Here is a 14,671-nt window from a genome sequence, read left to right on the forward strand (position 1 = left end):
CCTCCAGGATCCGAAAATAAAAGAAATGGTAGCAATCCTCATTAATGAGTGCCTTAAGGTGAGCGTGAAAAGCTCGGGCGCTGAACTGATAAGTCTCAAAAAAACAATGGCAAACAAGGAATTCCTCTGGCAGGGAGATCCAGCATTCTGGGGAAGAAGGGCGCCGGTATTGTTTCCTATCGTAGGAAGACTCGCAGGAAATAAATATCAGTCAGATGATGAGGTATATGAATTACCTCAGCATGGTTTTGCAAGAGATATGCATTTTGACCTGGTAGATCAGCAAGATCAATCTCTTACTTATAAGCTTTCTAGTTCAGAAGAAACGTTGAAGCTTTATCCATATAACTTTGAATTGACCATTGAGTACAAGCTTCAGAAAAGCAAGCTGATCGTTTCTTATGAAGTAAAAAATACAGATGATAAAACTATCTATTTCTCAATAGGAGCTCACCCTGCATTGCGTTGCCCAATAGAGCAGGGAGAAGAATTTACGGATTACTATCTTGAGTTTGAAAAGAAAGAAACAGTCAACAGGTATTTATTAACAGATGGTTTGCTTAACGGAAAGTCCGAACCTGTCTTGAATAATGAAAACATTCTGCCTCTTTCAGTAGATCTGTTTACAGGAAAAGACGCAATCATTTTCAAGGATTTAAAATCAAGTGTGGTAAGCCTTAAGAGCAAAAAGTCATCTCATAAAATAACCATGGACTTTGCTGGATTTCCTTATCTGGGAGTCTGGACTAAACCAGGTCCGTTTATTTGTCTGGAGCCTTGGTTTGGAGTTGCAGATCAAATCGGATTTGAAGGTCAGTTCAAAGACAAGGAAGCTATGAGATCTCTTGTAAAGGGCAAAACATTCAAATGTGAATATTCAATAGATGTGCAATAAGTTGAAACCTAAAAGCTGAAAGTTTAAAGTCAATGAAAGTTAATTTGGTGTAATTGAACTTTGGATTTGATGCAAAAAAATTGGCCTCTGGTGATGATAAAAATCATTTTCAGAGGCCAATACTTTTTAAGATTTGTGCTAGTTAATTTCTTCCAAATCCATAATCAGTTTCATCTGCATCAGGATCAGGACCGAGGTTAAACATGGTACTCATTAGATCTTTGAATTGTATCCCTTCATCCAGTTTTTGCTTACTTATCTGACTTGTTTCAGCAAGTCCGTGTAGAACCAGCTCCATCTGTAAAGTGAGATCTTCCTTACTAAGCCCGGGTTGATAATGTAAAACAGTCTCCTTTAATCCGGGAATGCTTTCTAAAGATTTCTGATATTCCAGATTTGACATGTTTTGGACCAGGTCTATATAGTTACCGTCGCTAAACCAGTCTGTAATCTTTTTATAAGGATTGTCTTTTTTAGATTTTTTAATCTTTTCCGGAGAAGGATAGATTTTTTCAAATGCCTTTCTTACTGTTTTTCCAACAAGAAAAAATGCCACATTAGAAATCCCTTCGAGTTCACCTTCATAAACCAATTCAACTTTTCCGGTGATGGAAGGGATTGTTCCGAAAAGGTCACTGATTCTACCTGAAGTATTGTTTTCCCCATTTATCAGCATACGCCTTTCTGCTGTGCTATACAAGTTTTCAAGTGCAGAAATAGTAAGCCTTGCAGAAACACCACTTTTCTGATCAATGTATTCGCTTGCCCTAGCTTCAAAAGATACATTTTCAAGTAGGTCTTTTAGTAGCTCCGGCATTTTTATGCACTCTTTCTGAAACTGTGTCAATTTCGCCTCCTGCATAGTTATCTGTTTAGAAATCTCAGGAGATTTAGGATAGTGCGTCAATATCTGGCTATCTATCCTGTCTTTTAATGGTGTAACAATCGAACCTCTATTGGTATAGTCTTCAGGGTTTGCAGTGAACACAAATTGAATATCCAGAGGCAAACGAAGTTTAAAGCCTCTTATCTGAATATCACCTTCCTGAAGAATATTAAATAAAGCAACCTGAATCCTTGCTTGTAAGTCAGGAAGTTCATTGATGACAAAGATGCTCCTATGAGATCTCGGTATAAGGCCAAAGTGAATTACTCTCTCATCTGCGTAAGTGAGTTTTAATGAAGCGGCTTTAATTGGGTCAAGATCCCCAATCAGATCAGATACAGAAACATCAGGAGTAGCAAGTTTTTCAGTATATCTCTCTGAACGATGTACCCACGAAATCGGAGTGTTATCACCTTTTTCATCGATAACATCTTTAGCATATCGAGTTAAAGGGTTCAATGGGTCATCATTGGCCTCGCTGAACGCTACAATTGGCATGTATTCATCAAGGAGATTCGTCATCAAACGGGCAATTTTAGTTTTTGCCTGTCCTCTTAATCCAAGAAGTATGATGTTGTGTCTCGAAAGAATTGCAGTTTGTAATTGAGGAATTACAGTTTCCTCATATCCTTTAATTTCCCCGAACAGGTTTTTCTTTTCCCTGAGTGCCCGGACCAGGTTTTCCCGCATTTCTTCCTTTACACTTCTTGAAGTATACCCGGAAGCTTTCAGCTGTCCGAGTGTTTTTATCTGACTGTTAGGATTCATGGTTTAAGAGGTGATTATCTCACTGTTTTTTTTCTGTTTCTAATAAAATCTTCAAAGATATATTCTCCAAGTCCGGTAAGTGAGCTGTAAAAGGCACGTCCGTTGTTTGTCTTGGTAAACTCCTGGACAAACTGTTGAAGATATGGATCTTTCGCAATCATAAAGGTAGTTATAGGAATATTTAGTCTCCTGCACTGGCCCGCCATTTCAAGTGTCTTATTCACTACCTTTCTGTCCAAACCGAAACTGTTTTTATAATATTTTGTTCCTACCTTCAAACAGGTGGGCTTACCATCCGTGATCATAAAGATCTGTTTGTTATTGGTTTTTCTCCTTCTGAGAATGTCCATCGCAAGTTCTAATCCAGCATAAGTATTGGTGTGGTATGGGCCGACCTCAAGGTAAGGAAGATCTTTGATTTCAACCGGCCATGCATCGTTACCAAATACAATAATATCAAGCGTGTCCTTTGGATATTTTACTTTCACAAGTTCAGCCAAAGCCATGGCTACTTTTTTAGCAGGAGTAATTCTATCCTCTCCATATAATATCATGGAGTGGGAAATGTCTATCATCAGGACCGTGCTGGTCTGAGACTTATGTTCTTTTTCCTGAACCTGAAGATCCTCATGGGTAAGCTTGAATTCCTCAATTCCATGATTAATCTGAGCAGTATGAAGTGAGTCCGTAATATTGATTGAATCGAGAGCATCTCCAAATTGGTATGGTCTGATGTCTGCGCTCGGCTCATCTCCCAATCCGGTTTTTGAAGTATTATGATTCCCTTTCTGATTCTTCTTAAGTTTTCCGAATATTTCTTCCAGGGCATTTCTTCTTATAACTTGCTCAGATTTGCCGGTAAGTTTAAAAGTTCCCTTTTCGGAACTTTCTTCTTTGATAAAGCCCTTGTCGTTCAGTTCACGGATAAAATCTCCCATTCCATAACTGTCATCCGTTAATCCATGTTGACGGTCAAGGTCATTCATCCAGTTAAGTGCTTCGGAAACGTCTCCTGAGGTATAATTCAGCAATTGGAAAAAAACCTTTGATAGGTTTTCAAACCCTGAATCTCCCTTAGGTGGAGGTGTAAATTTTGAAAATCTTAATCCCTTCATTTGGAGTTATTCTAGTTAACCTTTAAACATGGGTGGAAAAGTAAAAGTTTTTATGAACGAGAGCCCCATTAATTTAGAATAATTTTACCCAAATTCAAAGTTTTGAGAGCTCCTTGGAAAATAACTGCCATAGCTATTTCAATGTGATTTTAATGTTTTGAGTGTTTTTTGAAACTGTATTTTTTTTAATGAATATTTTATGTAATTTACTAAAATATAGATAGTTTACTGGATATGTTTTTGTGAGCAATTGTCTTGAAACCGTATATATATGCATTTTTTAAGTTAAAAAATGACATATTGCTGATGATATTTAGTAAATTTGTAAGTATTATCGCATAAAAAAGTGGAATTGTGGCGAACTGTTAAGTGTTACAAGATTGAAAATGTTTAAGTCATTTAATATATTATTTAAAACCCTCCTGCTGCTGAAAGTCAAATTTTCAGTTGGGTGAGGCATTTAAACGAATAAAAAAGGCCATTCTCAACAATTGAGGATGGCTTTTTCATTAAAAATATACGTCTGTAGAGAAAACAAAAAGTTATGGCTAAAAGAGTTTATATTTTTGACACAACACTTCGTGATGGAGAGCAGGTGCCAGGCTGCCAGTTGAATACTGAAGAAAAGATCAGGGTTGCCAAAGCATTGGAAGAACTTGGTGTTGATGTTATCGAAGCAGGGTTTCCGATTTCAAGCCCTGGGGATTTTAACTCCGTTGTTGAAATCAGTAAGGCAGTAAAAGAACCGATCGTCTGTGCGCTCACCAGAGCAAAAGAAATGGATATCGATAGTGCAGCTGAAGCCCTGAGATTTGCCAAAAGAAAACGTATTCATACAGGTATCGGAAGCTCTGATATGCACATTCAGTATAAACTGAGAACAACGAGAGAAAAAGTTATCGAACAAGGGGTTGCCGCAGTTAAGTATGCACGCAAATTTGTTGATGACGTTGAGTTTTTCTGCGAAGATGCTGGACGTGCTGATGTTGTTTTCCTTGCACAGATGGTTGAAGCAGTTATCGCCGCGGGTGCTACAGTTGTTAATATTCCTGATACTACCGGATATACTTTGCCATGGCAATTCGGTGAGCGTATCAAGTATCTTATGGACAATGTTAAAAACGTAGATAAAGCTATCATATCTGCGCATTGCCACAATGACCTTGGTCTAGCCACGGCAAATGCTATTGCAGCTATTGCAAATGGCGCCAGACAGGTAGAATGTACCATCAACGGTATCGGAGAAAGGGCAGGAAATACTTCTCTTGAAGAAGTGGCGATGATTATTAAAAGCCATCCTTCTCTTGGAATTGAGACAGGTATCAATACTAAAAAATTAGTTCCAACCAGTGATCTTGTATCTTCTTTAATGAGAATGCCGGTTCAGGCGAACAAAGCTATCGTTGGTAAAAACGCTTTTGCGCACTCATCAGGTATTCACCAGGATGGTTTCCTTAAGCATAGGGAGAACTACGAAATCATAGACCCTTCTGATGTTGGAGCTGATGCATCATCTATCGTTCTTACTGCAAGAAGTGGAAGAGCAGCATTAAGCCACCGTCTTACTACTATTGGCTACCAGCTTTCAAAAGAACAATTGGATCAGGTTTACAAGAAATTCCTTGATATGGCTGATCAGAGAAAGCAGATTGAGGATGCCGATTTGAATGAATTAATGGCGCCTTACTGCTAATAATCCTTAGTTAAAGAAATCAATAAAAAGTTTAGAGTATAAAAATTTTAAAACCCTATTACCTTGGCTGCTAAAACTTTATTTGACAAAGTCTGGGATGCACACGTGGTAACCGAAATAAAAGGTGGCCCTAGTGTATTGTACATCGATAAACATCTTGTTCACGAAGTGACAAGTCCTCAGGCTTTTGCAGGTCTTGAGAAAAGAGGTATCTCTCTTTTCAGATTACAAAATACCCTTGCTACTGCTGACCATAACGTTCCTACAAAAGATCAGCACTTACCTATAAAAGAAGCTTTATCAAGACAGCAAGTAGAAAAGCTGTCTGAAAACTGCAATAAATTTGGCGTTACGCTTTATGGTTTAGGTCATCCTTACCAAGGTATTGTTCACGTGATTGGTCCTGAATTGGGTGTAACACTTCCCGGAATGACTATGGTATGTGGAGATAGTCATACTTCTACGCATGGTGCTTTTGGCTCAATTGCATTTGGTATCGGAACAAGTGAAGTAGAACAGGTGATGGCAACACAATGCCTGATGCAAAGCAAACCTAAAACCATGAAAATTGAGATCAATGGTAAATTAGGAAAAGGCGTTGTTTCAAAAGACATCATTCTTTATATCATCTCTAAAATCAGTGCAGCTGGCGGAACCGGATATTTTGTAGAATTTGCTGGATCTGCAATCAGATCTCTTTCTATGGAGGCAAGAATGACCATCTGTAACATGAGCATCGAAATGGGTGCAAGAGGTGGAATGATTGCTCCTGATGAAACTACTTTTGAATATATCAAAGGCCGTGAATTTGCTCCGAAAGGTGCTAAGTTTGATGAAGCTGTTGCTTACTGGAAGACTTTGTTCTCTGACGAAGATGCAAAATTCGATCAGGTATTAACATACAAGGCTGAAGATATTGAGCCAATGATTACATACGGAACAAATCCGGGAATGGGAATCAAAGTAAGTGGACATATTCCTGCTGAAACAGAAATCGATGCAGCAAGCAGACTTTCATTTAAGAAATCTCTTGAATACATGGATTTTCAACCAGGTGCAAGTCTTATCGGAAAACAGGTAAATTATGTTTTCATAGGAAGCTGTACCAATTCAAGAATCGAAGATTTGCGAATGGTAGCGGAATTTGTGAAAGGAAAGAAAAAAGCTGCAAATATTAATGCATACGTAATACCAGGCTCTAAGCAGGTTGAGAAACAAGCTATAGCAGAAGGTATAGATAAAGTATTGGCAGAAGCAGGTTTTGAGTTAAGAGAACCAGGATGTTCTGCATGTCTTGGAATGAATGAAGATAAAGTGCCGAAAGGAGAATACTGTGTGTCTACTTCAAACAGAAACTTTGAAGGCCGTCAGGGACCAGGCGCACGTACATTGCTGGCTAGCCCATTAACTGCAGCAGCAGTAGCGGTGAGCGGTAAAATTGTTGATGTTCGTGACTTTAATCTGAATTAATTCCATGGAAAAATTTGTAACTATTACTTCAAATATAACTCCTCTTGCTATTGAGGATATCGATACAGACCAGATCATTCCGGCAAGATTTCTTAAAGCTACTACAAGAGAAGGCTTTGGAGAAAACCTTTTCAGAGACTGGAGATTCGATGAACAGAATAATCCTAAGAAGGATTTTGTTCTGAATAATTCCGACTATGCTGGATCAAGAATTTTAGTAGCTGGCAAAAACTTTGGTTGCGGATCAAGCCGTGAGCACGCTGCGTGGGCGATTACAGATGCTGGGTTCAAAGTTGTGGTATCAAGCTTTTTTGCAGATATCTTTAAAAACAATGCATTGAACAATGGTCTTTTACCAGTTCAGGTTTCTCAGCAGTTTTTAAATACCGTTTTTGAAAAAGTACAAGCTGATAAAAACCTTAAACTTAATGTAGATCTTGAGAAACAAAAGATTGAAATCGTTGGACACAACGTTTCTGAGTCTTTTGAAATCAACGACTACAAAAAGACTTGTCTAATCAATGGCTATGATGATATAGATTATCTTCTAAGCATTAAAGACAAAATCGAGGCTTACGAAAAAGGAAGTAAATACCTGAGTTTAGTAAAATAAGCAATGAAGAAGTATTTACTTTTTGCACTGATTGTTTGTGCGGCTATTAAAGCTGGAGCTACTGATATCGGTGGAATATTGGGAAATATGACGCTGACAAAGGCGAATAGTCCATACCATATTACTAAAAATATTTTGATTCCTTCAGGAGTAAAGGTTGTTATTGATCCTGGAGTTGAAGTACTAGTTGACCCAAATCTTTTTATTCAGGTAAACGGTACATTAAGAGCCATTGGTACGATTGAGGATTCAATTTATTTTAAAATATCACAGAATGCACCCTATTGGAATGGTATAAAATTTTCTGGAACTTCAGAAAGTTATGATCCCAAAAGCGGTGAAGGTTCAGTTATTTCATTTGCTTCATTTAAGATTGGAGAATTTTGGCTTCATTCCGACGATATTGCTGCTATTGACATTGTAGATTGTAGCCCTAAAATTTCAAATAATACCATAGCAGGTGGTGCTGTTGGAATAAAAATTAACGCGTTATCCCTATATTCAACTATTTCTAATAACCGTATTTACGGTGGATTTATAGGTATTGGAGTGGAAGGGAACGTTACTATAGTTGAAAATGAAATATTTGCAATATTTCATGCGCCTATTAGTATTTCAGTCGGAGATGTTTATGTTGTAAATAATGAAATTCATAATAGTGGATATGGGATTGTATTGAATGACGAATATTACCCCTCTTCTTTTAATATTATTGGTAATTTCTTTCATGACAATTATAATGCATCGGTATATGGTGATACCAAAAACATTGCAATAAATTGTAATACGTTTAAAGACAATAATGGTCCAAACATCAGTTTAGGATGCACATATATACCGAAAAGCATAAAAGGAAATAATTTTCTTAATTATACAAAGGCCAATGTAGCAATTGGAGATGCTTTTAATTGTTATATTACCCTCCCTGAGGGAACGTTCTTCCTTCCTTTAGAAATTGAAAATAATTATTGGAATGGTCTTTCAGAAAATGAAATTGAAAAGTCAATTTTGGATTTTGAAGATGATTTCAGTAAAAAAATTAAAGTAGTAGTAGTTTCAACCAGCAGTGATTCTTTATTGTATGATTCAGCTTATTGTTTCGCTGGGACTGTAACTTCTGTGATGCAGCCAAATGATAAAATTACAAATTCAATTAATGTCTTCCCGAACCCAAGCGTCGGAGGTGTGCTCACATTTACTACAGATGATTGCACAATCGAAGAAATTACCCTGGTAAATGCACTTAATCAGCAAGAAGTGACCAAAGGCACCAAAGTAGAAAGCACTTTTAAAGGTCTGGTAACAGCTATTGTAAAAACGAATAAAGGTATTTTTAATAAGAAAATAATTATTTATTAATTAAATGAAAAAGAACATTGCAGTCCTTAAAGGAGATGGTATTGGTCCGGAAGTAACGGATCAGGCTCTAAAAGCACTTAAAGCCATTGAAGAAGTGTATGGCCACGAATTTACTTATACTGAAGCTTTAATTGGTGCTATTGCAATTGATGTTACTGGAAATCCATTTCCTGAAGAGACATTCAAAACTTGCCAGGCTTCTGATGCAATTCTTTTTGGTGCTATCGGTCATCCTAAGTATGACAATGATCCGAACGCTCCTGTAAGGCCGGAGCAAGGACTTCTTGCTATGAGAAAAAGCCTTGGTTTGTTCGCTAATATTAGACCAATTAACACATATAAAATTTTGGCAAACTCTTCTCCTCTTAGAGCTGACCTTGTTGATGGAGTTGATTTTGTTGTTTTCAGAGAGCTTACAGGCGGTATCTATTTCGGACAAAAGGGAAGAAGCGAAGACAGAAATATTGCATTTGATAATTGCTCTTATTCAAAAGAAGAAATTACAAGAATAAGCAAACTTGCTTTTGAAGCTGCTCAGAAGAGAAATAAGAGAGTGACGCTAGTTGACAAAGCCAATGTACTTGCAACTTCAAGACTTTGGAGAGAAGTTGTGAAAGAGTTTGCTAAAAACTATCCCGATGTAACGCTTGATTTCATGTTTGTTGACAATGCAGCAATGAAGATCATTCAGAATCCTAAATTCTTTGATGTAGTGTTAACAGAGAACATGTTCGGTGATATCCTTACAGATGAGGCTTCTGTTATCACAGGTTCTCTTGGTATGCTGCCTTCTGCTTCAGTTGGTAGCAAAACTGCCCTTTATGAGCCAATCCATGGATCTTATCCCGAAGCTGCTGGTAAAAACATTGCTAATCCTAACGGTGCAATTCTTTCTGCTGCAATGTTATTGGAAACTTCTTTTGGCTTAAGCGAGGAAGCTTCTCTAATCAGAAAGGCAGTTGAAGAGTGCTTGAATCAGGGTATCGTTACTTCTGATATCCAGAAAGACTCCAAGTATACAACTACCCAGATCGGTGACAAAGTTGCTGAGCTAATCAAAACAAAAAAGAAAGAATTGCTTGCAGTCTAAGCAGTGGGAAAAACAATATTTACATTACAGGAAATTATTCAATGGAAAAAATAAATAAAACTAGCTCCAGATTAACTCAGGACCAGACTCAGCCTGCTTCTCAGGCGATGATGTATGGTGCAGGATTTACAGAAGAAGATATGAGTAAAGCTCAGGTGGGGATTGCGAGTACAGGTTACGAAGGTAATACTTGCAATATGCACTTGAATACTTTAGCGGGATGGGTTAAAGAAGGCGTTACCAAAGCTGGTTTAAAGCCGCTTCAATTCAATACAATAGGAGTGAGTGACGGTATGTCCATGGGTACGCCAGGGATGAGATATTCTCTTATTTCAAGAGATGTGATTGCTGACAGTATAGAAGCTATTGCAGGAGCTCATTACTATGACTCATTGGTTACTATCATGGGTTGTGATAAAAACATGCCAGGTGCTCTTATTGCCATGGCTCGTCTGAACAGACCTTCATTGATGGTATACGGTGGTACGATCAAAGCGGGAAACTGGAAAGGTGAAAAATTAAATATCGTTTCTGCTTTTGAAGCTTTAGGTAAAAAATTCGCAGGAACAATTACTGAAGAGGATTTCAAAGGAGTTATTCAGAATGCTTGCCCAGGTGCCGGTGCATGTGGTGGTATGTATACAGCCAATACAATGGCTTCAGCAATTGAAGCATTGGGAATGTCATTACCATACAGCTCTTCAGCACCCGCATTAAGCGATAAGAAGAAGCAAGAATGTTTTAATGTTGGAGAGGCGATCAAAAACCTTCTTATTAAAGATATTAAGCCAAAAGATATCATTACATATGAGTCTATCACCAATGCGGTGAGAGTTGCAATGATACTCGGTGGTTCTACAAACCTGATCCTTCACTTCCTTGCTATTGCAAAGGCTGCTGATGTGAAGTTTAATCTGAAAGATTTCCAGGCTTTGTCTGATAAAACTCCAATGCTTGCAGATTTCAAGCCAAGCGGTAAATATATGATGGAGGATATGGACAATATAGGTGGCCTTCCTTCTGTCATGAAAATGATGTTGAAAGAAGGTCTTCTTCATGGTGATTGCTTGACGATTACAGGAAAGACTGTAAAGGAAAATCTTGAAACATTCCCTGACCTTTCTAAAGATCAGACTATCATCTATCCATTGAGCAATCCGATTAAAGCAACAGGTCACCTTCAGGTACTTTACGGAAACATTGCGCCGGACGGATCAGTAGCTAAAATTACTGGTAAAGAAGGGGAGCGTTTCGAAGGAACTGCTAAGGTTTATGATTCGGAAGAAGATATGAACCTTGGAATTGAGAAGGGCGAAGTAAAAGCAGGAAATGTTGTTGTAATTCGTTACGTTGGTCCTAAAGGTGCTCCGGGAATGCCTGAAATGCTTAAGGGAACATCACTTATCATAGGACAAGGCCTTGGTAATTCAGTTGCCTTAATTACTGATGGAAGATTCTCAGGAGGTACCCATGGTTTTGTAGTGGGTCATATTACTCCTGAAGCTCAGGAAGGTGGTCCTATCGGTCTTGTGAGAGATGGTGATAAAATTATCATCGATTCAGTCAACAATACAATAGATGTTTTAGTTTCCGAAGAGGAGCTTCAGAAAAGAAAAAGCGCCTGGGTTAAACCAGCATATAAAGCAAACAAAGGTCTGTTATACAAATATCTGAAAACGGTTTCTTCCGCTTCAGAGGGCTGCGTAACAGATGAAATTAAATAGAGACAGTCAACCCGCAATTTATGAAGACCAGAATTAAATTAAGAGGTGCCGAATACATTGTAAAACTAATCGAGCTTTTAGGAGCAGAAGATTTGTTTGCATATCCAGGTGGAGCAATTCTTCCTATATATGATGCATTAGCATTCAGCAAGCTAAACAGTGTTCTTGTTCGTCACGAGCAGGGAGCTTCTTTTGCAGCGAATGGCTATGCTAGAGTAGCAGGCAAACCGGGTTTTTGCCTGGCGACTTCAGGCCCAGGAGCAACAAACCTTGTTACTGGTATTGCTGATGCATACGCTGATTCAGTTCCAATGATTGCGATTACCGGTCAGGTAGCGCTTCATCTTGTAGGAACAGATGCATTCCAGGAAACTGATATTACAGGTATCTGTATTCCAATTACAAAAAAGACATACCTGATTACGAAGCTGGAAGATGCGGCTTCTATTTTTCAGGAAGCATACAAAATATGTATTGAAGGCCGTCCGGGTCCTGTGCTTATCGATATTCCAAGAAGTGTTCAGGGTAACTTTATTGATCTTGACGAAGATTGGGAACAGCATTTTCAAAAACCTCAGCCTCCGAAAAAATGTTTGACAACAAATGAAGACATTCATAAGGCAGCTACATTGATCAAAAATGCAAAGAAACCTCTTGTAATTGCTGGACATGGTGTGTTGTTGGCTAAAGCATGGGATGAACTAAGAGAGTTTGTTCATAGAGAAAATATTCCAGTGATTTCTACAATCCTTGGGACTGGTGCTATGGAATACAATGATCCATTGTTCTTTCAATGGTTGGGAATGCATGGAATGAAATATGCTAACCTGGCAGTTCAGGAATCAGACCTTATCATAGCTCTAGGGATCCGTTTTGATGACAGGATTACAGGAACGCTTGCAACATTTGCTCCTAAAGCAAAAATCATTCACTGCGATATTGATAGAAGCGAGCATGGCAAAAATGTTAAAACCGATGTATTCCTTCATGGAGATTTGAAATTGGTTTTACCACAACTGCCGGATACAAGAGATTCTGGAAACAGCAAGGCGCGTGCTGAATGGTTGATGAATCTTAATGATTCACGTGAAGAATTCCCGATTCTTCTACCAGATTATACTGATTTTAATGAAGTAACTGCGATAAAGGTGCTTGAAGAGATGATGGCTCCTGATGCAATTGTAACAACAGATGTTGGTCAGCATCAGATGTGGGCTGCTCAATACATTGTAAGAATGCAGCCTAATCACTTCCTTACTTCAGGCGGTTTAGGATCTATGGGCTTTGGCTTACCAGCTGCCATGGGAGCTCAGGCTGCTGCGCCAGATAAAGATGTTTGGTGCATCACAGGTGACGGTTCTTTCCAGATGAATATTCAGGAACTAATGACATGTGTACAGGAGAAATGGCCTATAAAAATATTGTTGCTGGATAATTCATATCTTGGAATGGTGCGACAGTGGCAGGAGCAGTTCTATGCAAAGAACTATTCAGGCGTGGAGCTCATGAATCCGGACTTTGTATTATTGGCAAAAGCTTTTGGATTGGAATCAGTAAGTGTTGAAACTGTTGATCAGCTTAAAGCTGCAGTAAATAAAGCACACAATCTGGATAAGCCGTTCTTAATACATGCTAAAGTTAAGAAAGAAGAGAATGTCCTTCCAATGGTTGCACCGGGAACAAGCTTGTCGGATACGATTTATTATCCGGTTCACCCAGTGAAAGAAAAAGTAACTAAATAAAGTAGTTTGCAATACAGTAAAAACCGGATTATTTCCGGTTTTTTTGTTTAATGGTAAGCTTGAAATGCATGTTAATGTATGAGAAATAAAGCATTATTGTTTTTGGCGGTACTTATAGCTCTTTCCATTTTTAGTTATGTTTCAAATGCAAGAGGGGAGCTTTACAACAGAATTAATAAGAAGATACAAAAGGGTCAATTTATAGAAGGTGACATTATTTTTCAAAGTATGGATTCTGATCAATGCAAGGCCGTGAAACTTGCAACACATTCTAAATTCAGTCATGTCGGAATCATTACTTTGGACAAAGGAAAAGCTTTTGTCTTGGAAGCTGTTGAACCTGTATGTATAACTCCGTTAAAGGAATGGATAGAAAGAGGTAATAACGCCTTTTATACTGTAATGAGGTTAAAAGAACGTGATAAATATCTTATTACAGAGAAAGTTTACATAGCAAAGAAACTTGGTAAAGAAATGGTGGGAAAGCATTATGATATCTATTTTGGCTGGTCTGATGATCAGTTATACTGTTCGGAATTGGTATGGAAAATATACCAAAGGGCGTTTGGATTGGAACTTTGTCCACTGAAGAAGATGAAGGATTTTGATTTAAGCTCTCCGGAAGTGAAGGCTATAATGGAACAAAGATATGGTAAAAATCCGCCTCTGGAGGAGCAAGTTGTTTCACCTTCTGATTTGGCAGAGTCCAAATTACTGTACGTTGTAGAGAAAAATAATCTGAAATAAACAATAAATAAATTTTTACAGTTCTTTTATTGAAGACTGACTGAAAGCTTATAGATTCAGAGAGAGAGAGGGAGCAGATTTTTTTTCAGTCAGTCTTTCCATTTATTTTCTTTAATAAACTAAGTTCTTATTTTAACTTGTATTAAGTCTTTAAGCGGCTCTGGTAGCTCAGCTGCAATATCTTCATATTCTCCTTCAGAAACATATTTGCCTAAACAATCAAGAACAGTTCTCACTATTTCTTCTGTAGAAATGTCCCAATCAAACCTGCTTTCTCCATATGCTCTTTGTTCTTCCTCAACCGCCCTGGTAAAATCTTCAATGCTTTTATGTCTTCTTGGTTTCTCTCTGTATTTCCAGTTCTCCACATAAACAGCTTTTAAAAACATTGGCAATTGAGAAAGTACATTAAGCGATTCCGGAATTGCGATGCTGTCTCTTAAAGTATGTAAAACAGCTCTGATTATTATACTGGCCTGCGTTCTTCTGTCAGGGTAATTGAACCGCATACACAGTTCTTTTATAAAAGCGTTCCCATCAGAAGCAAATTTATCAAAATGAATAGACAT

General features: G+C 38.0%; 12 protein-coding genes. 9 read left to right on the forward strand and 3 right to left on the reverse strand.

The window, feature by feature from the left end:
* Positions 1 to 25: 25 nt before the first annotated feature.
* On the forward strand, positions 26 to 895 hold the full coding sequence (locus J7604_RS01080; RefSeq protein ID WP_293889996.1) for an aldose 1-epimerase family protein: 870 nt from the start codon (positions 26 to 28) through the stop codon (positions 893 to 895).
* A gap of 142 nt (positions 896 to 1,037) precedes the next feature.
* Here J7604_RS01080 and J7604_RS01085 read toward each other — a convergent pair whose 3' ends face one another.
* Together J7604_RS01085 and J7604_RS01090 are read right to left on the reverse strand one after the other, a co-directional pair.
* Positions 1,038 to 2,549 carry a magnesium chelatase gene (locus J7604_RS01085; RefSeq protein ID WP_293889998.1) on the reverse strand — a complete coding sequence of 504 codons (1,512 nt, stop codon included), beginning with the start codon at positions 2,547 to 2,549 and terminating at the stop codon, positions 1,038 to 1,040.
* Positions 2,550 to 2,563: 14 nt separating this feature from the next.
* Positions 2,564 to 3,664: a VWA domain-containing protein gene (locus J7604_RS01090; protein ID WP_293890000.1), complete on the reverse strand. Its 1,101-nt coding sequence runs from the start codon at positions 3,662 to 3,664 to the stop codon at positions 2,564 to 2,566.
* Between the two features lie 544 nt (positions 3,665 to 4,208).
* On the opposite strand from J7604_RS01090, the gene J7604_RS01095 reads away from it, so the two are divergent.
* From J7604_RS01095 to J7604_RS01130, 8 genes are all read left to right on the forward strand, one after another.
* Positions 4,209 to 5,357, forward strand: a complete 1,149-nt coding sequence (locus tag J7604_RS01095; RefSeq protein WP_293890002.1) for a 2-isopropylmalate synthase — start codon at positions 4,209 to 4,211, stop codon at positions 5,355 to 5,357.
* A 63-nt stretch (positions 5,358 to 5,420) separates the two neighbouring features.
* The gene (leuC, locus tag J7604_RS01100; RefSeq protein WP_293890004.1) at positions 5,421 to 6,827 is read left to right on the forward strand and encodes a 3-isopropylmalate dehydratase large subunit; all 1,407 of its coding nucleotides are present in this window, start codon (positions 5,421 to 5,423) and stop codon (positions 6,825 to 6,827) included.
* Between the two features lie 4 nt (positions 6,828 to 6,831).
* Entirely contained in the window at positions 6,832 to 7,440 is a 609-nt protein-coding gene (gene leuD, locus J7604_RS01105) for a 3-isopropylmalate dehydratase small subunit (RefSeq protein ID WP_293890006.1), read from the forward strand.
* A gap of 3 nt (positions 7,441 to 7,443) precedes the next feature.
* Positions 7,444 to 8,799, forward strand: a complete 1,356-nt coding sequence (locus tag J7604_RS01110) for a right-handed parallel beta-helix repeat-containing protein (protein WP_293890007.1) — start codon at positions 7,444 to 7,446, stop codon at positions 8,797 to 8,799.
* A gap of 4 nt (positions 8,800 to 8,803) precedes the next feature.
* The gene (leuB, locus tag J7604_RS01115) at positions 8,804 to 9,889 is read left to right on the forward strand and encodes a 3-isopropylmalate dehydrogenase (RefSeq protein WP_028978925.1); all 1,086 of its coding nucleotides are present in this window, start codon (positions 8,804 to 8,806) and stop codon (positions 9,887 to 9,889) included.
* A gap of 41 nt (positions 9,890 to 9,930) precedes the next feature.
* The gene (gene ilvD, locus J7604_RS01120) at positions 9,931 to 11,613 is read left to right on the forward strand and encodes a dihydroxy-acid dehydratase (protein ID WP_293890009.1); all 1,683 of its coding nucleotides are present in this window, start codon (positions 9,931 to 9,933) and stop codon (positions 11,611 to 11,613) included.
* Between the two features lie 20 nt (positions 11,614 to 11,633).
* Positions 11,634 to 13,355, forward strand: a complete 1,722-nt coding sequence (gene ilvB, locus J7604_RS01125; protein WP_293890010.1) for a biosynthetic-type acetolactate synthase large subunit — start codon at positions 11,634 to 11,636, stop codon at positions 13,353 to 13,355.
* Positions 13,356 to 13,433: 78 nt separating this feature from the next.
* Positions 13,434 to 14,102 (forward strand): YiiX family permuted papain-like enzyme, encoded by a 669-nt coding sequence (locus J7604_RS01130; protein WP_293890011.1) that lies wholly within the window; start codon positions 13,434 to 13,436, stop codon positions 14,100 to 14,102.
* A 119-nt stretch (positions 14,103 to 14,221) separates the two neighbouring features.
* Here J7604_RS01130 and J7604_RS01135 read toward each other — a convergent pair whose 3' ends face one another.
* Positions 14,222 to 14,671, reverse strand: coding sequence for a DUF2267 domain-containing protein (locus tag J7604_RS01135; RefSeq protein WP_293890012.1), 450 nt, complete (start codon positions 14,669 to 14,671; stop codon positions 14,222 to 14,224).

The organism is Sporocytophaga sp. (assembly GCF_017745095.1).
Lineage (GTDB): Bacteria > Bacteroidota > Bacteroidia > Cytophagales > Cytophagaceae > Sporocytophaga.

Coding starts and splice junctions, on each gene's coding strand:
- J7604_RS01080 (WP_293889996.1), top strand. CDS start 26: ATGGTAGCAATCCTCATTAATGAGTGCCTTAAGGTGAGCGTGAAAAGC.
- J7604_RS01085 (WP_293889998.1), bottom strand. CDS start 2,549: ATGAATCCTAACAGTCAGATAAAAACACTCGGACAGCTGAAAGCTTCC.
- J7604_RS01090 (WP_293890000.1), bottom strand. CDS start 3,664: ATGAAGGGATTAAGATTTTCAAAATTTACACCTCCACCTAAGGGAGAT.
- J7604_RS01095 (WP_293890002.1), top strand. CDS start 4,209: ATGGCTAAAAGAGTTTATATTTTTGACACAACACTTCGTGATGGAGAG.
- leuD (WP_293890006.1), top strand. CDS start 6,832: ATGGAAAAATTTGTAACTATTACTTCAAATATAACTCCTCTTGCTATT.
- J7604_RS01110 (WP_293890007.1), top strand. CDS start 7,444: ATGAAGAAGTATTTACTTTTTGCACTGATTGTTTGTGCGGCTATTAAA.
- leuB (WP_028978925.1), top strand. CDS start 8,804: ATGAAAAAGAACATTGCAGTCCTTAAAGGAGATGGTATTGGTCCGGAA.
- ilvD (WP_293890009.1), top strand. CDS start 9,931: ATGGAAAAAATAAATAAAACTAGCTCCAGATTAACTCAGGACCAGACT.
- ilvB (WP_293890010.1), top strand. CDS start 11,634: ATGAAGACCAGAATTAAATTAAGAGGTGCCGAATACATTGTAAAACTA.
- J7604_RS01130 (WP_293890011.1), top strand. CDS start 13,434: ATGAGAAATAAAGCATTATTGTTTTTGGCGGTACTTATAGCTCTTTCC.
- J7604_RS01135 (WP_293890012.1), bottom strand. CDS start 14,671: ATGTCTATTCATTTTGATAAATTTGCTTCTGATGGGAACGCTTTTATA.